Genomic DNA, 20,578 nt, shown 5'->3' with positions numbered 1-20,578 from the left:
CTCCGCCCGGATGGTCCGCAGGCAGTACCCCGCAGGTCCCGCGCGGCCCGCTCTTTCGCGTCCTCGTGGGCGGCCTCCGGGTCGGCGCAGGCCGAACGCCCGCGGAACTGATCGCGCGGCCGCGTACAGCAGCGGCGGCAACACCAGCGACGCCCCGCCCGATCGCCGCCCCGCGTCGCGGCAACCGCGGCGGACGCCCCCCACCAGCCCGAGCGGCGCACGCGGCCCGAGCGGAGTACTTTGGTGCCGACCGAACGGTACCGAGAAGTGTTGGCGGACAAGCGGATGGGGGCTGGGGTGCGACAGATCTTCGATGCCGGTTTCGCGGCGGATCCGTGGCCGGTGCTGAGCGCGCTGCGTCGTGAGGGCGGCATGCACCGCGTCCGCACGCCCGACGGCCCGCCCGCCTGGCTGGTGACCAGGCATGCCGACGTGCGCGCCGCGCTGTCGGACGAGCGCCTGACCGCCGACGTCACCTGGGCCGGGCAGACCGACTACACGGGATTCGCCGTCCCGCCCCCGATGGACGCGCTGCTCGTCGCCGACGCCCACGCCCACGCGCGGCTGCGCCGCCTGATCACGGCCGAAATCGCGCCGCGCAGGGCTGCCGAATGGGACGAGCGCGCAAGCGATCTGGTCGACACGCTGCTCGAGGACACCGACACGGACCCGAAGGTGGATCTGGTCGCACGGCTGGCGATCCCGCTGCCCGCCGCGGTGCTCGGTGAGCTGCTCGGACTGGCCGACGCGGAACGCGAAGCCCTGCTCGCCTGGGCGAATTCGACGCTGCTGCCCGGCGCGACGGTGCCGCGCGCCAGGGACACCCTCGCGACCATGCGCACACTCGTCGACGCCGTGATCGCGCGGGCGGGCGCCGACACCGCGGTCGGACGACTGGTCGCCGCGCGCGACGAGACCGGTTCGCCGACGGCCGACGAGCTCACCGGCGTGCTGTTCTACCTGCTGTTCGTCTGGTACGAGGTGCTCGCCGACCTGATCGCGGGTGCGGCGCTCACGCTCGTCGCCGAGCCCGCGCACCGCAGGGCTTTCCGCGCCGCCACCGACCGGCGGCGCGCCGTGGACGAGCTGCTGCGCTACCTCTCACCGCAGGTGCTCGCCGGACCCCGGTTCGCTACAACGGATCTGGATATCGGCGGCTACACCGTCAAGGCCGGGCAGACCGTGTTGCTGTGTCTGGCGGGCGCCAATCGCGATCCTGCGGCGTTCGACCGGCCCGAGCGGTTCGATCCGAACCGCGCCCGCAACGCTCAGCTCGGCCTCGGCCACGGCCCGCACTCCTGTCTCGGCACCGCGCTGGTGCACGGCGTCGCCGGGGCGGTACTCACGCGCTTCTGCGATCGCTGGCCTGCGACGACGCTGACCACGCCCGCGCGAGAGATCCCGTGGCGCTCCGGTTTCCGGCATCGCGGTCCGCTGATCCTGCCGGTCACGCTCGCCTGAGCGCGAGTGTTCCCGGCGCGATCTCGGGTCACCTGAGCGGCAGACCGATCGCGGCCACGCCTTCCGGCTCGGTCTTGCCGAGTGGGACGATGCGCCACCAGGTGACGCACCGCCACACCCATTCCAGCGGGCCGTATCGGAACCAGGACAGCCACAGGTAACTGACGAAGGCATGGAAGACGACGATGCCCGCGGCGAGACCGAGCAGCGCGGGATAGCGGGTGGTGCCGCCCAGACGCAGGTGCGGCTCCGCGAGCAGGATCAGCGCCGTGGCCGACACGTAGTTCGTCAGCGCCATGCGTCCCATCGGCTCGAGCACCTCGGCGAGCACCTCGAAGTATCCGGTGCGCAGCACGAGCAACAGGCCGGTCAGGTAGGTGAGCGCGCCGAACAGGCCCGCGATCGGCTCGATGGAGCTGGTCCACAGCTCCAGATACGGTGTGCGCCACTCCCATACGGCAGCCACCAGCGCGGCGGGCAGCGCGAGCGCGAAGACCGCCGCGAGCTGCCAGGTGCGGCCGCGCAGGTCGACGACGGGACCGTGACGGCCCGCGGCCAGGCCGAGCAGGAACAGGCCGGGTACCAGGGCGAGTCCGCCGCCGAGAGTGAGCGCCACGCCCACCGTGCCCACCAGGCCCGCGGCCACAATCAGCCACAGCGGCAGAGCGGACGCGGGCAGCAGGATCACCGCTCCCACGGCCGCGTACGGCAGCAGCGCCTCCCCCGGCTGGAACCTCTGGTGCGCCAGCCCGAGCACGCCGAGCGCGATCAGCCTGCGCGCCACCGCGAGTCGCGGACGCGCGGTCCGCTCGGCGGCGCGGTCCAGGAACAGCGCGAAGCTCAGGCCGAACAGGAACGCGAAGATCGGGAAGAAGCGCCCCTCGACCAGCACCGACAGAGCGTGCCGGAGCGGGTCCATGGCCTCGCCGGAGGGAACGGTGGCCGTCATGTCGGTCATCTGCCAGATGATGACCACCGGCATTCCGCACAGGGCGAACCCGCGCACGGCGTCCAGTTCGCGAATGCGCTCACGCGGGGAGACGTCGTACATGCCCCGACAGTAGCGGCGGAGTCGGCGGAATTCGGTCAACCGGCCTGCGGACGGCCGGAGCGGCGGAAATGCGCGTCGACGGTGCGGGGTCGGGCGAAGTCCGTCGGAGCAGCGGCGGAGCCGTCCGAGGGAGATGTCCCGCACATGCACTTAACGCACTAACTATTTGTGCGTTAACCTAGCCGGGACCCGAGGAGGAACCGTGGAGACCGAGATCGAGGACCCGCTGCGGCTGGACCGGCAGGTGTGTTTCGCGTTGGCCGTGGCCAATCGCGCGGTGCTCGCCGTCTATCGCCCGCTGCTGGAGCCGCTCGGGCTGACGCACCCGCAGTACCTGGTGATGCTCGCGCTGTGGGGCGAGGCGCCGATGTCGGTGAAGGAGATCGCCGAGGCCATCCAGCTCGATTCGCCGACCCTCTCGCCACTGCTCAAGCGCCTGGAGTCGGCCGGACTGATCAGCCGAGGGCGCGACCCGCGCGACGAGCGGAACCTGGTCATCGACCTGACCGAGGCGGGCGCCGCGCTGCGCGCGCAGGCCGAACGCATTCCGCCCGCGGTGGTGCAGCGCCTCGGCGTCACCCTGGCCGACCTCGAAGAACTGCGCGACGTGCTGACCAGGGTCAACGAGGCCGCCCGCCGGTCGGTGCTCGCCGACCCCGCATCGACAGGAGCCGACGCATGACAGGCGCCCGCCGCCGCCCCAACCCCGTCGAGTGGATCGGCTACGCCTTCGGGCGCAGGCTGCCCGATTCGCTGCACGACTGGGTGCGCGAGGACCTGACCGGAAAGCACGCCGTCGCACGCCATCTGGTGCGCGGCATGGTTCCCTTCACGCCGCTGTTCGCGGTGTTCCTTTTCTTCCCCGGCGAGCTGTGGTTGCGCGGGTCGATGGTGCTGCTCGCCATGCTGCTCGCGCTGTTCTACACCGCCGCGTTCATGCCGATGAACCGCGCGCACCGTCTGACCGAGCACGGGCTGCCCGCCGATCTGGAGAACCCGGAGCGGGCGCGCAGGCGCGCGCTGGAACGCGCACGCTACGCCGCCCAGCACCCGCACTGAGTCAACGGAGGACGAGCGCGAGTCGCGCGTGCCTGCGCACGAAGACGCTCGGAACCCACTGGGCCGCACCGCCTTCCGGAGCCAGCTCGAACGACGCGGTACCGGCGAGCAGCGCGCCGAGCGCGACCCGCGCCTCGAGCCGGGCCAACGCGGCGCCGACGCAGAAATGCACGCCCTTGCCGAACGCGAGATGACCGCGTTGGACGGCGCGATCCAAGCGGAGCCGATCGGCGTCGGGAAAGACGGCTGGGTCGCGATTCGCCGCGCCCCAGAGCAGGAGCAGGTGCGCGCCCGAGGGCAGGTCGACGCCGCCGAGCGTGGTGTCCGCGACGACGTGCCGGTGGTGGGCGCGGAACGGCGACTCCACCCGCAGCACCTCCTCGAGAAAGTCCGGCAGCAGGTCCGGATCCTCCCGAAGCCGTTGTTGTAGAGCCGAATCGGCGGCGAGCAAGCGGACGGCATTGCCGATCAGGCCCGCGGTCGACTCCCCGCCCGCACCGACCAGCTGCACCAGCATCAGCACCGCGACCTGCGGCTCGAGATCGCCCGCGGCGCACGCTCGCGCCAGATCGCCGAGCAGATCGTCGCCGGGCGCCGCGCACGACGCGGTGAACGCCTGATGCAGATAGCCGGCGAGCTCGGTCGCCGCGGTGATCACGATCCCGAGCCGATCGGTGGTGACCACCCCGCCGAGCAGTTCGGTGGAGGCGTAGCCCCACTCCACCAGGCGCGGAACGTCCGCGTCGGGCAGCCCGATCAGACCCGCGACCATGGTCATCGGAAGACGGTCGGCCATCGCCGCCATCCACTCGATGCGATCGCCGTCCACTCCCTCGACCCACAGCCGGCGCACGTTCGCCGCCATCGTGGGCTCCAGTGCGCGAATGCGTTTCGCGACGAGCGCGGGCAGCACCAGTTTGCGCTGGCGCAGGTGCTCCGGATCGTCGGCGGTGGCGAGCACGTGCACCGCCTGCCCGTCGCCGTCCATGTCGAAGACGGCGGCCGAGCCGTCGGGCTGGTGCACCAGCGCGGCGGTCAGGTGCGAAGAGAAGTCGGCGGGGCGGGTGGTCGCCTCCACGACGAGATCCCAGCGGCTCACCAGGTAGAAATCGGTGCCGTCCACCCGGTGCACCGGCGCCGTGCGGCGCAGCCGCTCGTAGAGGGGATACGGGTCGTCGAGCGACCCCGGGTCGAACAGGTCGATCTCGTCCACTGCGCGGGTCATCCGCTCCGCCTTTCGCACTCCGACAGCGATGTCGCACACCAGGTTTCGCCGTCGCGGCAGCCCGCGTCAATGGCTTGGGAAAAGTGAGATTCGCGGCCGGAAACGCCTGGTCAGAAGCCGTCTCGCGCCCCCTCCTCCAGCTGCGGCCCCGCGTGGTCGCACTTGGCGAGATGTCTCACCGTGAGACAAAATTCTTCGACCGTATCCGCCGAGAAACGAGGTCGCGATGTCCGGACAACCCGACTGGCTGGCCGGTGGCGATCGCCGCGCGCTGGCGGTCGAACGCATTCACGCCGCCGCGGCCGATCTCATCGCCCGCGACGGTATGGCCGGGCTGAGCATCGAGCGCGTCGCGACGGAGGCGGGCTGCTCACGCGCCACCGTCTACCGCTATGTCGGCGGGAAGTCGGCGCTGCGCGAGGCGGTCCTCGCCGGTGCGACGGCCCGCATCGGGGAGACCATCGCCGCCGCGATCGCCGGGACGACGGGCGCCGAGCGCGTCGCGGGCGCGATCCTCGCCGCGCTCGACGCGGTACGCGCCGACCGCGTCGCGGTCGCCTTCCTCAACGGCGCCGCCCCGCGCGAGGTCGAGCGATTCCTGGCGAGCAACCCGCGGCTCGCGCAGGCCGCCTCCGCGCTCACCGCCACCGGCGACGACCCCGCCGCCGGGCAGTGGATCGTCCGGGTGGTCCTGTCGCTGTTGTTCTGGCCAGCAGGCGATTACGCGGCGGAGCGGGCCCTGGTCGATCGATTCGTCGTGCCGGTCTTCGCCACGGCATAACCGCTGCGCACACCGCGGCATCGTCGCCACGACGCACCGCGACGGCGTTCTCGCTCACTCACCTGCAGGCGGTCCCGGCACCACCGGCGGCGCGGCCGGGACCGGCAACGGGAAGAACTGGGGCAGGACCGGAGGCACGGGGCCGACCGGCGGCCCAGCGGGCGCGACCGGCGGCCCGGCAGGCGCGGGCGCGAAAGGCGGCGCGGCGGGTCCGGGCGCGACCGGTGGCGCGGGGAGTCCCGGCGCGATCGGAGGCGCGGGGACGACGACCGGCGGCACCGGTCCGCCCACGCCCTGTTCCTGCGCCACGCAGATCCACCGGCCGTCCGGGGACAGGCCCCACTGGGCGATGATGCCGTCGTGCGAACAATCGTCGCCGACCTGGTGATCCTCGCGCGCCTGCTCCTGCGGCAGGCAGACCCACTCGCCGTCCGGGGCGTGGCCCCACTGCGCGGTGATCCCGTCGTGCGAACAATCGTCGCCGACGCGGTGCGGTTCGTGACCCTGGCCCTGCGGCACGCACGTCCACTGCCCCTCGCGCAGATCCCACTGCGCGGTGATGCCGCCCGCCGAGCAGTCGTCGCCGATCCGGCGAGCGGGCTGCGGGGTCGCCGACGCGAAGGCGGTCGGACGGGCGGTCGTGGCCATCGGCGTGGTGCGCGCGGTGGGACTGGCTGCCGTCGTTTTGGCGGTGAACGAGGGCGTCAGCGGCGTCGGCCCGTCGTCCGATTCCGGATCCGAACGCAGCACGAGTCCGATCGCCACCACCACCGCGAGTGTCGCGGCGATGGCCGCCGCGATCACGAGAACGCGAGTGTTGTTCGACCCTTCGTCATAGCCATAGGGCGCAGGGCCGCCGCCGGACTCCACCATCGCACCGCCTTCGCTGCCGAACAGAGAACACCGTCACGAGTAGTCGATCTTTCCCGGCAGGTTACCCGAAGGTCGCTGACACGAAGTCCAACCACCCGAAGCCCGTGTTCTCTCTGCTCAACAGCCATCCGATGAAACGATTCACCGGTTGCCACGCAGAACTGCCAGACGCTTCCGCGCTGCGAGGCGTGTGTCGGTTCTGCGAGACCTCTTGCGAGGCCGGTTATTTGATGGCGACGCGAACCTGAATCGCGTCGTCGTCGGTGCTGTGCAGCGCTTGGCCGATCAGGGTGCTCAGGTCGAGTTGGGGCGCGGCGGAGGTCGCCGCGTCCGCGAGCGGTCGCAGGCCCGGGATGAGTTCGCGCAGTTCGGGGCCCGCTTCGCGGAGCCATGCCGTGAGCTTTTCGAGGAAGGGCACGACACCGCCGCCCTCGAGGTACCTCTCCGGACTGCCCTGCGCGGTGACCAGGCGGCCGACCGCCTCGACGAGCTCGTCGAGCGCCTGGCCGAAGCGCACCAGGCCGGGTGCGCCCGCCGCGGTCGCCGGGCCTGCCCATTCGATGTCGGCGGCGGCGAGCTGGAAGCTGTTGATCAGCTCGGCGATCTTCGGCGCCCTGGTCATGATGGTCGAGGCGAGCAGATCACCGGACCTGGCGAGCTCGGGCATCACGGATTCGGTGCCGGTGACGGACTTGCTCATGGTCTCCACCAGCGAACCGACCACCGCCGGATCGAGCTGGTTCATGGTCTTGGTGACCATGCGCGCCACCTCGGCGACGGACAGCGGCGTCCGGACGTCCTCGGTGTCCAGGCGCTGGCCGTCGCGCAGGTACGGTCCGCTGTCGCCCTTCGGAACGAACTGCACGTACGGCTCGCCGAGCGCCGACAGATGTTCGATGGTGACGACGCTCGCGGTGGGCACCCGGTGCGCGGCGTCGACGCGGAAGCCGACCTCGACACCGGCGGCGGTGTTGTCCACCGAGGTGACGTCGCCGATCTCGATGCCGGTCAACAGGATCGGCGAACCGACGCCGAGCCCGCCGGAGTTCTTCAGCACCATGGTGGCGTGGGTGTAGTCGGCGAACGGATCGAACCGCACCACGCCGAAGGTCAGGTAGGCCGCGCCGAGGATCATGATGGCGGCGATGCCGCCGAGCGAGGCCAGCGAACCGATCTTCATCGGACAGCTCCGATCATGCGCAGGGTCTGAACGATGCGGTCGACCTGCTCCTGCTCCGCGATGGGACTCGCGTCCACCCGCACGCCGGTGACGTTCACCTTCGGCCCGCGCTCGACGAACGGAATGATCTTGTCCCGCAGCAGCGCGACCAGCATGGCCAGATTCGAGGGGTTGCGCAGATCCAGCGGTCCGCCGGTGGCCAGCGGCACGAACGCCATGGCTGCCGCGTCGCCGGACTGTACGAGCGGCGCGAGCCACACCAGCGATTGGCCGACCGGGCCGAGCTCGTGGAAGATCTTCGTCACGCCGTCGATGGATTGCGTCGCGGCGCCGAGGCGGTCCACCGACGCCGCGCTGAGGATGTTGTCCAGCTCCGGCTGCACCTTGTGCAGCACTTCGGCGTTGTTGGCGAGACCGTAGAGCAACTTGTCCACCTGGTCGAGGTTGGCGGCCAGGTCGGCGGCGTCGGCGCCCATCACGCCCGCGATCCGCGCGGTCTCCTTCGGGTCCTGCGGCAGCACCGAGTTGAACCGGTGGATGATGTCCTGCAACTGGCCGACCGCGCCGCCCTGTACGAAGAACGCCATCGCCGCCATCGTGTCCTCCAGCTGCACAGGAGGTTTCGTGTGATCCAGATCGATGGTGCCGCCCGGTTCGAGCAGCGAGCCGAAGCCGTCCGGCGGGGTGGTCAGCGCGATGTGGATGTCACCGAGCACCGTGTTCTGGCGCAGCTCCGCGATCGTGTTCGACGGCAGCCGTACCGATTTCGCGAGGTCGATGTCCACGACGACGTACCCGCCGCGGCCCTGCCGCGCCTCGGCCGCGGGCACCACGGTGACCTTCTCGACGGCGCCGACCTGCGCGCCGTTGGCGATGACCTTCGCACGGGCGGGCAGGTTCAGCACGTTCGCGAACTCGATCCGGACGCGGTAGGTCGGCCCCGACACCGAGGTGCCGGGCACAGGCACCGAGGACGGGTCGAAGGCGCAGCCGCCGAGCAGGACCGAGGCCGCCAGCGCCAGCGCGATCCCGGTGCGCCGCACGGTTTTCCGCCGTTCGATCATCGGGCACCCGCCAATCCCAGCACCAGCTGCACCAGTTCCACGTTCACCATGCCGTTCTCGACGCCTGCGCACCGGCCGGGCGACGCCGCGTTCAGGGCCGCACACACTTGCTCGGCGTTCTGCTGCGGGATCGCCACCTTCGGCGGGGCGTAGGTCAGGCTCGCCGCGCCGGTCTCCGGATCGGCGACGCTGCGCAGCGCGGAGGCGAACACCGGTGTGGTGAGCACGATCTCGCGCAACGAGCCGACGTTGGCGCGCAGCAGCTTCAGCATCGGCACCGCCCGGTCGAGCAGGGTGAGGATCTGGTCGCCGAACGAGTTCGTGATGTCGTTCAGCATCGGCAGCACCTCGGCCAAGCCGTCGAACAGCTGCGCGCCGGGGATCAGCAGGTCATCGCTCGCTTGATTCAGCACGGGCCCGACGCGCACCAGCATGGTCTGCAGGTCGCCCCAGTACTGGTTCACCTTCTGCGAGACCGAGGCGAACGCGTCGAAAATGCCTGCGAGGTGACCGATGTCGGCGTCCGGCGATTTCAGCGCCGAACCCAGCTTGCGGATCAGCTCGTTGATCTGCGGGCCGGTGCCCGCCGTCGCCCTGTCCAGCGCCGTGAGCCCGTTGGCCAGCGAATGGGGCTGGGACGGGTCGGGCCCCACGATCTGGTCGGAAAGTTGCGCTAGCGCCGTGAGGGTCTCGGTGAGGCTCTTCGGGGTCAGCGTCTTGGTGATGCACTGCGCACTGTTCCAGCGCTCCAGGTTGGTTCCGCTGGCCAGCACGGCGAGTTCCCGGTCGGCGACGACGGTGTCGGACACCGTGGTGGCCGAGGCGTCGGCGTACACCGGGTGGTCGGCGTCGACCTCGAAATCGACCCGCACGTTCCCGCCCTGGTTGCGCACCGAGGTGACGCTGCCGACCGTGATGCCGCGCATGGTCACCTGGTTGCCCTGGTACAGACCGATGCTGTCGGGCATGATCGCGCAATAGGATTCGGTCTTCTTCATCGGATCGAAGACCACGAAGTAACCGGCCACCCCGAGCAGCGCGATGACCGCGACGCCCGCGATCGACATGAACGCCTGTGTGCCGAGCAGCTTCTTCAGCATCAGCACTCCTTCCCCGGCACCGGCACGCACACCGACGACAGATCCAGACCAGAGGGAGCGGGCACCGTCGTCTCCGAGCGGTCGAGCACGATGCCCTCCTCCGGGATCACCAGCGACCGCAGCTTCTCGCCGAGCTGCTGGGTGCTCGCGATCATCGGTTCGAGCTTGCCGCCCATCTCCTCGAGCCGCGGCAGCGCGTCGGCCAGCTGCTGCGCCCTCGGCTTCAAGGTGGCGTCCCAGGCGGGTGCGAGCGCGGCCAGCCGCTGTACCACGCTGTTGAGCAGCGCGATCGACTCGCGCAGTTCCGCGCGCTTGTCGATGAGCACGGTCTCCAGCAGGTTGACGTTGTCCATCAGCCTGCCCAGGTCGGTCTTCGCGCCGTCGTACATGGTGACGTATTCGTCGGCCACCGCGATGGCGTTGGAGACCTGGGCGCGCTGGCGGTCGATGGCGTCGATGTAGCCGCCGACCATGTCCAGCGTGGTGCGCAGGGTGTCCGGGGCGGAGGAGAGCGAGTCGTCCAGCGCGGACAGGTTGCGCCGCAGCGTGTCACCGTCGAGCTCGTTCAGCGGCGTCGTCGCGTCCTGGAAGGTCTGGATCAGGCTGTAGGGCAGGCGGACTCGATCCGCGGGGATCGGCTTCTTGCCCAGCGGCGCGTCTCCCGCGGGGAACAGCGCGACATAGTGCCCGCCCACCACCGTGAGCATGCGGATGTCCAGGGATGTCTTGTCACCGAGGAACACATCGGATTTCACGGTGAACTTCATGACCACCCGGTCCGGCTTCAGCTCGAGCGAATCCACCGAACCCACCGGGACTCCGGCGAGGCGCACATCGTCGCCTGTCTTCACCGACTGCGCCTCCGACAGTTCGGCCGTGTAGGTGGTCTTGCCGAACGGCACCGCGTACAGCACGCCCGCCGCGACCATGCCGAGCACGACGAGCGCCGCGCCGAGGACACCGAGCCGAATCTCCTTGTGCCGCTTGGCCGCGTCGTCGAGGATCGGCCGGTCACCGCCGAACCAGCGGGAAATCACGCCTGGCATATCGCCACCTTCTGTCCTGCTACCAGCACGCGCACCGGCGCGGGCAGCTCGGCCGCGCCCTTGCTGCACTCCGGCCGCCAGCCTGCGACGGTGCGTGGCAGTGCGTTGTCCACCGACTGGAGCAGGCCGGGCAGCCGGCCGAAAACCTCGACCGCTTGCTCCGGATCGGGGAACAGGCCGCGGATCATCGCGTCGATGTCCTGGCCGCTGTGCGGGTCGAGCCCGAGCGTGGCCAGCAGCCGGTCCAGCGGACCGAGCACCGCGGGCGCGGACATCGCGAAATCGGCGAGCCCGCCGATGTTGGCCTGGAGGGACTGGAAGACGTCGCTGAGCCTGGCCAGTAGCGGCACCAGGTAGTGCACCCGCCCGCCGACCCGGTCGGCGATGTCGGACATGTTCTTCACCAGCTGACCGATCACCTGCTGGCGGTCGCCCACGTACTGGCTGAGCTTGCCGATCGCCTCCATCGCGGGACCGATGCCGGTGCCGTCGCCCTCGATCACCGCGAGCATGCTCTCGGCGAACTGGTTGACCGCTTCCGGCGACAGCGTCGCGAGCACCGGCTTCAGACCGTTGAACAGGCTGGTCACATCGAACGACGGCACCGTCATGTCGGCGCCGATCAGCGCGTCGGCCGCTAGGCGCACACCGGGATTCGGCTGTTGCTGGAGATCGATGTACCGCTGCCCCGTCAGGTTCTGGTACCGGATGGCCAGCGTGCTGTTGTCGTAGATCGGCGTCGCCGTCCGGACGGTGAGATGGACCTTCGCCTTCACCCCGTCGAGCGAGATCTTCTCGACCTTGCCCACCTGCACGCCGTACATGCGCACGTCGTCGCCGACCTTCAGGCCGTTGGCGTCGGTGAACAGCGCGTCGTGCGCCTGGGTCTCGCCGGACACCGGCCGCTTGATCGCGGTGAGCACCAGCGCGAGCACCACCGCCATCACCGCGGCGAACAGACCGAAGCGCCATGCCGCGCCGCGCACCGTCATCGCACACCTCCCTGGCCGAGCAGCGGCACCGCGATACCGGGCACGCCCTGCAGGTCGACCTCCAGATTCAGCACCGGCCCGTCCGGCGACTCCGGCATCGCCGCGCGCAAACGCTCCAGCAGCAGGCGCAATTCGGCCGCCGACTGCTGAGGCCGCGGCACCATCTGGGCGAGCACGCTCAGCAGCGGGGCCAGCATGTCGGTGGCCTCGGCCAGCTGTCCGCCCGCGGTGCTCACCGTGGTGGCGAGGCCGGGCAGGATCTGTCCGGTGAGGGCGGCGACGCCGATGTCGTAGCGGTCCTTGTCGGTCTGCACGATCCTGATGTCGTGGATCTGGTCCAGGATCTGGATCGTCGCGCCCGCGAAGTCGCCGCCGCCGTCGAAGGCCGGGCCCAGCCTGCCCATCAGCTCGGAGGCGGGCATGGTCTGGTTGTCGGCGATGGTGCGCGCCACCGTGATCAGCGCCTGCACCAGCGGCGTGAACGCCTTGAAGTCCGCCGAGACCTGCGCGATGACGGTCGCCAGCTGCGGGCTGAAGACCGACGCGCTCACCTGCGACAGGCTGCGCAGGATGCTGCCCATCGTGGCGTCGTAGACGCCTGCGGCGCGCGGTCCGGTCAGGTCGATCTCGGCATCCTGGCGCAGCGGCGAACCGCCTGGCCCGCGGCGCAGTTCGAGTTCGCTGATGCCGAACAGATTGGCGGGCGCGTAGTCGACCAGCAGCGAGTCGTCGATGCCGTACAGCCGGGAGTCGTCCAGCCGCAAGGTGATTCGCTGGGTGCCGCGCTCGGCGGGCGCGATCCGCGCCACCTCGCCGACCAGCACGCCGTCCAGGCGCACCTGGGTGCCCTCGGTGACGCCGTCGCCGATCTGCTCGGTGCGCAGCGCGATGCGCAGGCCGTCTTCCGAACGCACGGTGCGGTAGAGCGCGGTGGTCAGCGCGACCACCCCGATCAGCGCGACGATCACCAATCCGATCGTGCGCGAACGTTTCTTGTCCGCGGCGACGCCGGGCAAGCCGTACTCAGGCAATGTTCACCCCGTGAAGCTGATCGCCGTGTTGAAACCCCACAGCACGATGGACAGCACCATGTCGATGGCGATGATCGCCACGAAACTGGTGCGCACCGCACGGCCCGACGCGATGCCGACGCCCTCGGGTCCGCCTTTCGCGAAGAAGCCGTAATAGCTGTGCACGAGAATCACCACGGTGCCGAAGATGGCGACCTTGATCACCGCGGCGATCACGTCGAATCCGGACACGAATTGGAAGAAGTAGTGGTCGTAGACGCCCGCGGATTGGCCGTGCACCAGCGTGATGAGGCCGCGGCAGGCGAGGTAGGACAGGATCAGCGCGATCAGGAAGGTCGGCACGATGGCCAGCGCGCCCGCGATCACCCGGGTGGTCACCACGAACGGCACCGACCGCAAGCCGAGCGATTCGATCGCGTCGATCTCCTCGGAGATGCGCATGGAGCCGATCTCGGCGGTGATCCGGCAACCCGCCTGCGCGGCGAAGCCGACGGCGGCCGCGATCGGGGCGAGTTCGCGGGTCGTCGCGTAGGCCGACACGATGCCGGTGACCGGGCCCATGCCGAGCATGTCCAGGGTGGCGAAGGATTCGACGCCGACCGAGGCGCCCATCACCAGGCCGAGCACGACCATCATGGGCACCGTGCCGCCGCCGACCACGATGGAGCCGCGGCCCCACGTCATGTTCGTGATGGCGCGCATGGTCTCCGCGCGATAGCGCTGCAACGTCAGCGGAATGGACGAGAGCACCTGCCAGACGAACACCGCGACGAAGCCGAGCGAATCGATCGCCCGCAGCACGCGGCTGCCGCGACGGAAGTAGCGCGCGACGGGAGCGAGTCCCTTCGGGACGTAGGAGGAGACAGCCATCACGCCAGCCTCGTGGGCAGGAACATCGCGGTCACCTGCGTCAGCAGCAGATTCACGCACACGATCGACACCACCGACAGCACCACCGCCGCGTTCACCGCGTCGGCCACACCCCGCGGACCGCCCTTGGCCTCCAACCCCCGCTGGCACGCGATGGTCACCACCACGAATCCGAAGATCAACGCCTTCACCAACGACACCCACACATCGGCGGCCGTGGTGAACGAACCGAACGTCGCCCAATAACTGCCCGGCGTGACCCCTTGTCCGCCGATCGCCACCGCGTATCCCGCCAGCACACCCACGAAAATGATCAACACGTTCAACAGCGGCGCGACCACCAGCATCGCCACCATCCGCGGAATCACCAACCGATGGATCGGCGAGATCCCCATCGTGTGCAACGCATCGATCTCCTCCCGAATCGTGCGCGCACCCAGATCCGCCGCGATCGCCGCCGCCCCCGCGCCGCCGAGCAGGAACCCCGTCGCCATCGGCGCACCCTGCTTGATCACGCCCAGACCACCGGTCGCACCCAGCAGCGAATCCGCGCCCAACGTATGAATCAGATTCCCCACCTGAATCGAGACGATCACTCCGAACGGGATCGCCATCAAGATCGCGGGCACCGTCGTCACCGTGATCAACCGCCACGCCTGCACGATCGCCTCACGCCACTGGAACTCCCGGCGCGCGATATCACCGACCGTTCCGGTGACCGACTCCTGCGCGATACCCACCGCACGACCGAACGTCCGCAGCGACGACACCATCGTGTCGGAGAAATTCTTGCGAACGATCGTGGTCGCGGATTCGCGATCGGCGGTGCGGATTTCCGGGGTCATAGACCAGACCCGCGTGCCGCGCTTTCCGCACGGGAGATGTCGAAATTCATGGCGCTCTCCGAATCCGGCGTCAATGCCAACATCCGTCAAGCTAATCGGTACTCTGCGTCACAACAAAATTCGGATGCTGTGACGCTGACCACTGATCAACCGTTCAGGTAAACGCTCCCGGTTATCCGTGAGACGCATCACTATGACTAGGGACTGACGGCGAGGAACACAAAAGCCGAGAACAGAGCCAGATGGACACCACCTTGCAGAAGGGTGGCGCGACCTGGAACGACGGTCAGCACGCCGACGACCACCGTCAGCGCGAGCAGAACCATCTGCGTCGCACCCAGTCCGAGCACCAGAGGACCCTGTAGCCAGATAGTTGCTACAGCGATGGCCGGGATGGTCAGGCCGATGCTGGCCATCGCCGAGCCCAGCGCCAGGTTCAGGCTGATCTGCACCTGATCGCGGCGCGCGGCACGCACCGCAGCGAGCGTCTCGGGCAGCAGCACCAACAGCGCGATCGCCACACCCACCGCCGCGGGCGGCAGGCCCGCGTTCGCCACCGCCGATTCGATGGTCGGCGAGACCACTTTCGCCAGACCGACCACTCCGACCAGCGCGACCAGCAACAACCCCAGGCTGGCGAGCGTCGCCCGGACGGAGGGCCGCGCGTCGTGCGCGCCGTCGCCGGTGACCACGCCGTCACCCTCCACCGGGAGGAAGTCGTCGCGGTGGCGCACCGTCTGAACCATCACGAACAGGCCGTACAGCGCGAGCGAGGCGACCGCGGCGAAGGCGAGCTGCGCGGGCGAGAACTCCGGGCCCGGCACGCTCGAGGTGAAGGTCGGCAGCACCAGGCTCAGCGTGGCCAGCGTCGCCACCGTGGCCAGCGCGGCGCCGGTGCCTTCCGCGTTGAACACCGCTATGCGCCTGCGCAGCGCGCCGACCAGCAAGGCCAGGCCGAAGATGCCGTTGCAGGTGATCATCACCGCGGCGAAGACGGTGTCGCGGGCCAGGGTGGCGGACTTCTCGCCGCCGGAGATCATCAGCGTCACGATGAGCGCGACCTCGATCACCGTCACGGCGACCGCGAGCACCAGCGATCCGAACGGCTCCCCCACCCGGTGCGCGACGACCTCGGCATGATGCACGGCGGCGAGCACCGATCCCGCGAGAAACAGTGCGACCACGATCACTCCCGCTGTCGGCAGGCTTCGGCCCCAGGCGGCGACCAAGGCGAGTGCGGCGAGGAGAGGGACGAACGAGGTCCAGCGGGTTGTCAACGCACGGATCATGTCTTCCATCGTCCCAGCTATCTCCGCGCACCCCGATCGGTATCATCGGGGGGATGCAGCAACGACTCCACAAGGCCGTCGCCGCGAGCATCCTGCTCGCCCCGCTGCTGGCCGCGTGCACCACCGCACCGCAGGCCCAACCATTCCTCGCCGCAGCCACGACCAGCGAATCCGTGGAACGCGACGGAACCTTCGTGATCGATGTCGCGCCACAGACCATGCGGTGCACCGGCGTCGCACCGATGGACTGCCTCCAGATCCGCCGCGGCCACAACGGCCCGTGGGAGTTGTTCTACGGCTCGATCACGGATTTCGAGTTTCAGCCTGGCTACCGCTACCGCCTGCGCATCGAACAGACCCCCGTGGACAACCCACCCGCCGACGCACCATCGGTCACGTGGCGCCTGGTCGAAGTGCTCGACAAACAGCCCGCTTAGGTGGGCCCGTCTCCTCGGCGACCTCGCGCACGACGGCCGACGCGGCCGACTCGCCCAGCTCGATGGCGCCGCCCGGCAGTCCCCACTGGCCGTCGTCGCTGCGACGTTGCATGAGCACACGCCCGTCGGCCACCACACATGCCGCGGCGTACGCCAATTGGATGTGGTCGTGGCCGACCCGCTCGCGCAGCCAGCGAATGTAGTCGGCCACGCCTCAGTCGGTGAGGTCTACGCGGACGGTCAGCAGGTCGGTGCCGACGAGGCGGACGGCGGCGCTGTTGGCGCGCGGGAGTTGGCGCAGGCGGGCGCGGGCGTCGTCTTCGGGGAGCAGGTGGGCGGTGCCGGTGTGCCAGCGTCCGTGCAGCCGCACGCGAACCCGATTGTCGGCTTTGATGTTCCGGATGTACTGCGAGCGTTCGCCGAACTCGGAGACCAGCCAGAACTGATCGCCGGTCCGGCGGCCGCCGATCGGGGTGATGCGCGGCTCGCCGCTCACCCTGCCTGTCGTCTCGAGCAGCTGCTGGCTCGGCAGCCTGCGCAGAATCGGATTGCCGACCCAGCGCTGGAAGGTGGTCACCAGACGGTGTTGCACATCGTCCCTCTTCGGCATACGCCGACCGTAACACCGGAGAGGGCGAGCGACACGAAGGCCACGTGATACGCATACGCTATTTTCACTGCACACCGCCACTTTCGCGGATCATCCGATACGACGCGTACGCTATCGCCATACCGGGCAGTGCGAATCGTTTCCCTGCTCGCCCCGGCATAAGCGAGAATTTGCCCCGTGCGGACCCAGTTCACCCACGAGCTCAACGCGTTGACGAACGATCTGACGCTGATGTGCCGACTCGCCCACGACACCGTCGAGCGCGTCACCGACGCCATCGCGGGCGCCGACCTCGCCGTCACCTACGAGGTTTTCGCCCTCGACGAGCAGCTACAGAAGATGTATGGCGCGTGCGAGGCGCGGACGGTGGTGCTGCTCGCACTGCAGGCACCGGTGGCCAGGGATCTGCGGCATGTGGTGACGGCGATCCAGATCGCCAACGAGCTGTCCCGCATCGGCTGGCTCACCAGCCGCGTCGCCGACCAGGTCTACCGAAGTCATCCGAACCACGTGGCACCGCAACCCATCCTGGACGTGCTGACCGAGCTCGGAACGTTCGCGGCGCACCGCACCGCCCTCGCCGGGGAGGCCGTGGCCACCGCCCACCAGTCCGCCGACGCCGAACAGGTCACCGCGGCGCTCACCGATCTGCGCACGCGCCTGCACGCGGCGTTGATCGATCCGGAGCGCACGCAGCCGGCGACCGCCGCGATCGACCTCGCACTGCTCGGCAATTACCTGGAGCGCTGCGTCGACCACACCACGCGCATCGAGCGGCTGATCCGGTTCCTCGACACCGGAGTTCCGCCGATGGCACAGCCCGCGGACCCGGAGCCGGACGAGGCCTGAGCACAGCGAGATAGTCCACGTACCGACGCCACTCACCCGATGACCTCGGCGCGAGGACGGCGACCCACGCGTGACGCTGGCAGCCGAACGACCCCGTCGCGGCGAGTGTGCCGAACCTCATACGCGGCGTTGGCATTCCGACATAGCCGAGACAAGGTACCTTGGCGCCCGCGATAATTGCACGAGGTAGGCGTTAGGAAACAACTCGATGAAGTTCACGGCCCGGCAATCGTCCCTCTGGCAACCGGTGGCCGGGAGAGTCATCGGCACCACGCCGATCCCGTGCGATGGGGGATCGCTGTGAAGTGGATCGCATCCCGCAAGATGGTGGCCGTTGTCGCACCGATCGTCTGCACTCTCTTGCTGACCGCCGCATGCACCGCTTCTCGCGGCACCGACAGCAAACCACCGGCCTCGCCCGGACAGCAGATTTCGGTGTCCGCCAAGGAAGTCCGCGACCTGCTCGCGAAACTCGCTGTCGCGCCGGAGGCGCCGATGACCGGGTACAGCCGCGAGAAGTTCCCGCATTGGGATACCAACAAGCCCGAACACGGTTTCGGCGCTGACTTCACGCAATACAGTCGCTGCACCACGCGGGAAGTGATGATGCTGCGCGACGCCGTCGGCTCGGTCCGGCTCGATCCCAAAACCTGTGAGCTCACGATCGGTTCCGACGGGGGCTGGCGCGATCAGTACGGCGTCCTGGACAGCAAGACCGGACAGCTCAAAGAGTACAAGTGGATCACCGACCCGTCCGGTGTCGACGCCGAGCACATCGTCCCGCTGGCCGAGGCGTGGCGATCCGGGGCGGCCACCCGTGACGAGGACACGCGCCGCCGCATCGCGAACGACGCGATCAACCTCGTCGCCTCCGACCCATCGGCCAACAGGTCGAAGGGCGATCAGGACGCCGCGAACTATCTGCCGCCGGGAAACTTCCGGTGTGGCTATATCGGTCACTACCTCCAGATCAAAGTAAAATACGGCTTGACCATCGACCCTGCCGAACAATCCGCGCTGCGCGCCGCAGTCGACGACTGCGTCAGCCGAGGAGGATTCAGATAATCGACATCATCGAGATCTCCGCCAGGGCCGCCGTCATGACCGAAGAGGAAGGGACGGTGTCCGGCGATCTCGATGTCACTGTCGACGCGACGGGCAAGGGACTGGTCCGCTACCGCGATACCGAGACGTGGCTGACCATCGGCAATCTCGACGGTGACCCCCCGCGCACCTGGTCGACGACGGCCGAACTCGCCGCCGCCATCGAAGCAGGCCTCGGCGCCCGCGACGCGGCGGGCAACGTGGTGTTCTTCGAGGCGTGACGAGTTCGCGCGCATCCCGCTGACCGGAACCGCTGCGACGCGATCGGCTAGGCGTCGATGCCGATGTACTGGTGGTCCAGGCGGATTCGGCCCTCGCCGTCCAGCGCGATCACCTCGTAGCCGCCGCCTGCGACGGCGCCGTCGGCCCTGGTCACCATCGCCCAGCCGAAGCCGATCAGGTTCGTGCTGAGCCGGGTGGCCGGACCGTGGGTTTCGAAGACGTGCTCGCCGGGGGCGACGAACATCTCGTAGGCGCGGCTCACGCGCCGCTCCAAGGCTTCGGCGCCGCGCACCTCCAGCGGCGGGATCGGGAAGGCCAGGTCGGTCGCGGCGTCGCGGATGGCTTCGGGGGGATCGATCAGCACCTGCGCACCGTCGGCGGCCCAGAGTTCGTCGATCAGGCCGCGGCGGAGCGCGGGGTCGGGCTCGTTCCAGAGTGCGATGTACCGCTCGGCGAAGCGGGCCGGTTCTTTGTCATCGTGGTGAATGCTCATGGGAACGAGTCTGGCGAGCGCGGTGCGACGCCGCGATTCCCCGCAGGGTATGGCGCGGCCGCACCGGGTTCGATATCAAGGACCGATGAGCACCGTGGCGCAGTCACCCAGATACACCGTGGCGCAGCCACCTATCGGCACCGTGGCCGAGCCACCTGCCGGCGCGGGCGCACAACCCGGAGCGTTCGCCCATCAGCTCAAACGCTGGCGCACTATGCGCCGGGTGAGTCAGCTGGATCTGGCCATCCGCGCCGACACCACCCAGCGCTACCTCAGCTTCCTCGAGCAGGGCCGCTCCCGCCCCGGCCGCACCATGGTCGTGCGCCTCGCCGAGTCGCTGGAACTCTCGCTGCGGGAACGCAACGGTCTGCTGCTCGCCGCGGGATACGCGCCCGTCTTCGCCGAATCACGGTTGGACACGCCGGAATTGGCGCCGGTCCGGGCCGCGCTCGACCGCATTCTGGATGGCCACATGCCCTACCCCGCGGTCGTGGTGCGCCCGTACGGCGTGCTGGTCGCCGCCAACGCCGCTTTCGAGCTGCTCACCGACGATGCGGCGCCCGAGCTGCTCGCCCCGCCGATCAACGTGCTGCGTCTGGCGCTGCATCCGGACGGCCTCGCCCGCCGGGTGCTGAACCTGCCGGAGTGGGGCAGGCACGTGACCGAGTCACTGCGCGGGCGCGCGCTGCGCAGTCCCGATCCCGAGCTGGACGCTTTCATCGCCGAGTTGACGGGCTATCTGCCCGCCGCCGAGCCCGGCCCCGACCACCTCGGTTTCGCCGTCCCGCTGCGGTTGCGCAGCGAGGAGGGCGAACTGCGGCTGATCACCACCATCACGTCCTTCGCGACCGCCGTCGACGTCACGCTCTCGGAACTGCACCTGGAGGCCTTCCTCCCCGCCGACGACCACACCGCGGCCGTCCTCCGCGCCCGCGCCGACCGCCGCTGACGCCAGCCGCCCCACACGGTCATCGCACACCACCCTGTGACGCGTGG

Annotated in this window: 24 protein-coding genes; 9 read left to right on the top strand and 15 right to left on the bottom strand. The window is 69.4% G+C overall.

Annotated elements, in window-relative coordinates:
* The first annotated feature begins 243 nt into the window (after window positions 1-243).
* Window positions 244-1,461 carry a cytochrome P450 gene (locus tag AC3ERS_RS00410; protein ID WP_431962240.1) on the top strand — a complete coding sequence of 406 codons (1,218 nt, stop codon included), beginning with the start codon at window positions 244-246 and terminating at the stop codon, window positions 1,459-1,461.
* Between the two features lie 28 nt (window positions 1,462-1,489).
* Here the strand turns inward: AC3ERS_RS00410 and AC3ERS_RS00405 are convergent, their stop codons facing one another.
* Window positions 1,490-2,512, bottom strand: a complete 1,023-nt coding sequence (locus AC3ERS_RS00405; RefSeq protein ID WP_431962238.1) for a DUF418 domain-containing protein — start codon at window positions 2,510-2,512, stop codon at window positions 1,490-1,492.
* Window positions 2,513-2,714: 202 nt separating this feature from the next.
* On the opposite strand from AC3ERS_RS00405, the gene AC3ERS_RS00400 reads away from it, so the two are divergent.
* Together AC3ERS_RS00400 and AC3ERS_RS00395 are read left to right on the top strand one after the other, a co-directional pair.
* Window positions 2,715-3,194, top strand: coding sequence for a MarR family winged helix-turn-helix transcriptional regulator (locus AC3ERS_RS00400; RefSeq protein WP_431962236.1), 480 nt, complete (start codon window positions 2,715-2,717; stop codon window positions 3,192-3,194).
* Window positions 3,191-3,571, top strand: coding sequence for a DUF5313 family protein (locus AC3ERS_RS00395; RefSeq protein WP_431962234.1), 381 nt, complete (start codon window positions 3,191-3,193; stop codon window positions 3,569-3,571). Before AC3ERS_RS00400 ends, AC3ERS_RS00395 begins: the two co-directional genes overlap by 4 nt.
* Before the next feature lies 1 nt (window position 3,572).
* Here AC3ERS_RS00395 and AC3ERS_RS00390 read toward each other — a convergent pair whose 3' ends face one another.
* On the bottom strand, window positions 3,573-4,796 hold the full coding sequence (locus AC3ERS_RS00390) for a cytochrome P450 (protein ID WP_431962232.1): 1,224 nt from the start codon (window positions 4,794-4,796) through the stop codon (window positions 3,573-3,575).
* A gap of 226 nt (window positions 4,797-5,022) precedes the next feature.
* On the opposite strand from AC3ERS_RS00390, the gene AC3ERS_RS00385 reads away from it, so the two are divergent.
* On the top strand, window positions 5,023-5,577 hold the full coding sequence (locus tag AC3ERS_RS00385) for a TetR/AcrR family transcriptional regulator (RefSeq protein ID WP_431962230.1): 555 nt from the start codon (window positions 5,023-5,025) through the stop codon (window positions 5,575-5,577).
* Window positions 5,578-5,631: 54 nt separating this feature from the next.
* Here AC3ERS_RS00385 and AC3ERS_RS00380 read toward each other — a convergent pair whose 3' ends face one another.
* The 10 genes from AC3ERS_RS00380 to AC3ERS_RS00335 all read right to left on the bottom strand — a co-directional run bounded on the left by AC3ERS_RS00380 (window position 5,632) and on the right by AC3ERS_RS00335 (window position 15,867).
* On the bottom strand, window positions 5,632-6,450 hold the full coding sequence (locus AC3ERS_RS00380; protein ID WP_431962228.1) for a hypothetical protein: 819 nt from the start codon (window positions 6,448-6,450) through the stop codon (window positions 5,632-5,634).
* A gap of 223 nt (window positions 6,451-6,673) precedes the next feature.
* Window positions 6,674-7,630 carry an MlaD family protein gene (locus tag AC3ERS_RS00375; RefSeq protein WP_431962226.1) on the bottom strand — a complete coding sequence of 319 codons (957 nt, stop codon included), beginning with the start codon at window positions 7,628-7,630 and terminating at the stop codon, window positions 6,674-6,676.
* Window positions 7,627-8,694: an MlaD family protein gene (locus tag AC3ERS_RS00370; RefSeq protein ID WP_431962224.1), complete on the bottom strand. Its 1,068-nt coding sequence runs from the start codon at window positions 8,692-8,694 to the stop codon at window positions 7,627-7,629. Before AC3ERS_RS00370 ends, AC3ERS_RS00375 begins: the two co-directional genes overlap by 4 nt.
* Complete coding sequence (locus AC3ERS_RS00365) at window positions 8,691-9,794, bottom strand: MlaD family protein (protein ID WP_431962222.1); 1,104 nt, start codon at window positions 9,792-9,794, stop codon at window positions 8,691-8,693. Before AC3ERS_RS00365 ends, AC3ERS_RS00370 begins: the two co-directional genes overlap by 4 nt.
* The gene (locus AC3ERS_RS00360; RefSeq protein ID WP_431962220.1) at window positions 9,794-10,840 is read right to left on the bottom strand and encodes an MlaD family protein; all 1,047 of its coding nucleotides are present in this window, start codon (window positions 10,838-10,840) and stop codon (window positions 9,794-9,796) included. Before AC3ERS_RS00360 ends, AC3ERS_RS00365 begins: the two co-directional genes overlap by 1 nt.
* Entirely contained in the window at window positions 10,828-11,832 is a 1,005-nt protein-coding gene (locus AC3ERS_RS00355) for an MlaD family protein (protein WP_431962218.1), read from the bottom strand. Before AC3ERS_RS00355 ends, AC3ERS_RS00360 begins: the two co-directional genes overlap by 13 nt.
* A complete protein-coding gene (locus AC3ERS_RS00350; protein ID WP_431962216.1) occupies window positions 11,829-12,863 on the bottom strand; it encodes an MlaD family protein in 1,035 nt (344 codons plus the stop codon). The genes AC3ERS_RS00355 and AC3ERS_RS00350 overlap by 4 nt, the downstream gene beginning before the upstream one ends.
* Window positions 12,864-12,866: 3 nt before the next feature.
* Window positions 12,867-13,733, bottom strand: a complete 867-nt coding sequence (locus AC3ERS_RS00345; RefSeq protein WP_357458190.1) for an MlaE family ABC transporter permease — start codon at window positions 13,731-13,733, stop codon at window positions 12,867-12,869.
* Window positions 13,733-14,578: an ABC transporter permease gene (locus tag AC3ERS_RS00340; protein WP_431962214.1), complete on the bottom strand. Its 846-nt coding sequence runs from the start codon at window positions 14,576-14,578 to the stop codon at window positions 13,733-13,735. Before AC3ERS_RS00340 ends, AC3ERS_RS00345 begins: the two co-directional genes overlap by 1 nt.
* A 197-nt stretch (window positions 14,579-14,775) precedes the next feature.
* Window positions 14,776-15,867 carry a calcium:cation antiporter gene (locus AC3ERS_RS00335; RefSeq protein ID WP_431962212.1) on the bottom strand — a complete coding sequence of 364 codons (1,092 nt, stop codon included), beginning with the start codon at window positions 15,865-15,867 and terminating at the stop codon, window positions 14,776-14,778.
* A 53-nt stretch (window positions 15,868-15,920) separates the two neighbouring features.
* Here AC3ERS_RS00335 and AC3ERS_RS00330 point away from each other — a divergent pair, with 53 nt between their 5' ends.
* The gene (locus AC3ERS_RS00330) at window positions 15,921-16,304 is read left to right on the top strand and encodes a DUF4377 domain-containing protein (RefSeq protein WP_431962210.1); all 384 of its coding nucleotides are present in this window, start codon (window positions 15,921-15,923) and stop codon (window positions 16,302-16,304) included.
* Here AC3ERS_RS00330 and AC3ERS_RS00325 read toward each other — a convergent pair.
* Together AC3ERS_RS00325 and AC3ERS_RS00320 are read right to left on the bottom strand one after the other, a co-directional pair.
* The gene (locus tag AC3ERS_RS00325; protein ID WP_431962208.1) at window positions 16,261-16,515 is read right to left on the bottom strand and encodes an NUDIX domain-containing protein; all 255 of its coding nucleotides are present in this window, start codon (window positions 16,513-16,515) and stop codon (window positions 16,261-16,263) included. The genes AC3ERS_RS00330 and AC3ERS_RS00325 overlap by 44 nt on opposite strands.
* A gap of 3 nt (window positions 16,516-16,518) precedes the next feature.
* Window positions 16,519-16,914, bottom strand: a complete 396-nt coding sequence (locus AC3ERS_RS00320) for a nitroreductase/quinone reductase family protein (protein ID WP_431962206.1) — start codon at window positions 16,912-16,914, stop codon at window positions 16,519-16,521.
* 177 nt (window positions 16,915-17,091) lie between these two features.
* On the opposite strand from AC3ERS_RS00320, the gene AC3ERS_RS00315 reads away from it, so the two are divergent.
* The 3 genes from AC3ERS_RS00315 to AC3ERS_RS00305 all read left to right on the top strand — a co-directional run bounded on the left by AC3ERS_RS00315 (window position 17,092) and on the right by AC3ERS_RS00305 (window position 19,088).
* Window positions 17,092-17,763, top strand: a complete 672-nt coding sequence (locus tag AC3ERS_RS00315) for a phosphate signaling complex PhoU family protein (protein WP_431962204.1) — start codon at window positions 17,092-17,094, stop codon at window positions 17,761-17,763.
* A gap of 300 nt (window positions 17,764-18,063) precedes the next feature.
* A complete protein-coding gene (locus AC3ERS_RS00310) occupies window positions 18,064-18,828 on the top strand; it encodes an HNH endonuclease family protein (protein ID WP_431962202.1) in 765 nt (254 codons plus the stop codon).
* A gap of 35 nt (window positions 18,829-18,863) precedes the next feature.
* Window positions 18,864-19,088, top strand: coding sequence for a hypothetical protein (locus AC3ERS_RS00305; RefSeq protein WP_431962200.1), 225 nt, complete (start codon window positions 18,864-18,866; stop codon window positions 19,086-19,088).
* 47 nt (window positions 19,089-19,135) lie between these two features.
* On the opposite strand, the gene AC3ERS_RS00300 is transcribed toward AC3ERS_RS00305, so the two are convergent.
* Window positions 19,136-19,582: a hypothetical protein gene (locus AC3ERS_RS00300; protein ID WP_431962198.1), complete on the bottom strand. Its 447-nt coding sequence runs from the start codon at window positions 19,580-19,582 to the stop codon at window positions 19,136-19,138.
* Window positions 19,583-19,667: 85 nt separating this feature from the next.
* Between AC3ERS_RS00300 and AC3ERS_RS00295 the strand changes: the two genes are divergently transcribed.
* Window positions 19,668-20,531 (top strand): helix-turn-helix domain-containing protein, encoded by an 864-nt coding sequence (locus AC3ERS_RS00295; protein ID WP_431962196.1) that lies wholly within the window; start codon window positions 19,668-19,670, stop codon window positions 20,529-20,531.
* Window positions 20,532-20,578 lie beyond the last annotated feature (47 nt).

The organism is Nocardia sp. bgisy134 (assembly GCF_057708325.1).
The sequence above is the reverse complement of the archived record's forward strand: the minus strand, read 5'-3'. Positions and strand labels throughout refer to the sequence as shown.

Bases quoted from the DNA above. Each gene is read 5' to 3' on its own strand.
- AC3ERS_RS00330 (WP_431962210.1), top strand. From the start codon at position 15,921: ATGCAGCAACGACTCCACAAGGCCGTCGCCGCGAGCATCCTGCTCGCC.
- AC3ERS_RS00375 (WP_431962226.1), bottom strand. From the start codon at position 7,630: ATGAAGATCGGTTCGCTGGCCTCGCTCGGCGGCATCGCCGCCATCATG.
- AC3ERS_RS00385 (WP_431962230.1), top strand. From the start codon at position 5,023: ATGTCCGGACAACCCGACTGGCTGGCCGGTGGCGATCGCCGCGCGCTG.
- AC3ERS_RS00355 (WP_431962218.1), bottom strand. From the start codon at position 11,832: ATGACGGTGCGCGGCGCGGCATGGCGCTTCGGTCTGTTCGCCGCGGTG.
- AC3ERS_RS00340 (WP_431962214.1), bottom strand. From the start codon at position 14,578: ATGACCCCGGAAATCCGCACCGCCGATCGCGAATCCGCGACCACGATC.
- AC3ERS_RS00295 (WP_431962196.1), top strand. From the start codon at position 19,668: ATGAGCACCGTGGCGCAGTCACCCAGATACACCGTGGCGCAGCCACCT.
- AC3ERS_RS00395 (WP_431962234.1), top strand. From the start codon at position 3,191: ATGACAGGCGCCCGCCGCCGCCCCAACCCCGTCGAGTGGATCGGCTAC.
- AC3ERS_RS00380 (WP_431962228.1), bottom strand. From the start codon at position 6,450: ATGGTGGAGTCCGGCGGCGGCCCTGCGCCCTATGGCTATGACGAAGGG.
- AC3ERS_RS00405 (WP_431962238.1), bottom strand. From the start codon at position 2,512: ATGTACGACGTCTCCCCGCGTGAGCGCATTCGCGAACTGGACGCCGTG.
- AC3ERS_RS00370 (WP_431962224.1), bottom strand. From the start codon at position 8,694: ATGATCGAACGGCGGAAAACCGTGCGGCGCACCGGGATCGCGCTGGCG.
- AC3ERS_RS00320 (WP_431962206.1), bottom strand. From the start codon at position 16,914: ATGCCGAAGAGGGACGATGTGCAACACCGTCTGGTGACCACCTTCCAG.
- AC3ERS_RS00300 (WP_431962198.1), bottom strand. From the start codon at position 19,582: ATGAGCATTCACCACGATGACAAAGAACCGGCCCGCTTCGCCGAGCGG.
- AC3ERS_RS00390 (WP_431962232.1), bottom strand. From the start codon at position 4,796: ATGACCCGCGCAGTGGACGAGATCGACCTGTTCGACCCGGGGTCGCTC.
- AC3ERS_RS00335 (WP_431962212.1), bottom strand. From the start codon at position 15,867: ATGATCCGTGCGTTGACAACCCGCTGGACCTCGTTCGTCCCTCTCCTC.
- AC3ERS_RS00345 (WP_357458190.1), bottom strand. From the start codon at position 13,733: ATGGCTGTCTCCTCCTACGTCCCGAAGGGACTCGCTCCCGTCGCGCGC.
- AC3ERS_RS00365 (WP_431962222.1), bottom strand. From the start codon at position 9,794: ATGCTGAAGAAGCTGCTCGGCACACAGGCGTTCATGTCGATCGCGGGC.
- AC3ERS_RS00360 (WP_431962220.1), bottom strand. From the start codon at position 10,840: ATGCCAGGCGTGATTTCCCGCTGGTTCGGCGGTGACCGGCCGATCCTC.
- AC3ERS_RS00305 (WP_431962200.1), top strand. From the start codon at position 18,864: ATGACCGAAGAGGAAGGGACGGTGTCCGGCGATCTCGATGTCACTGTC.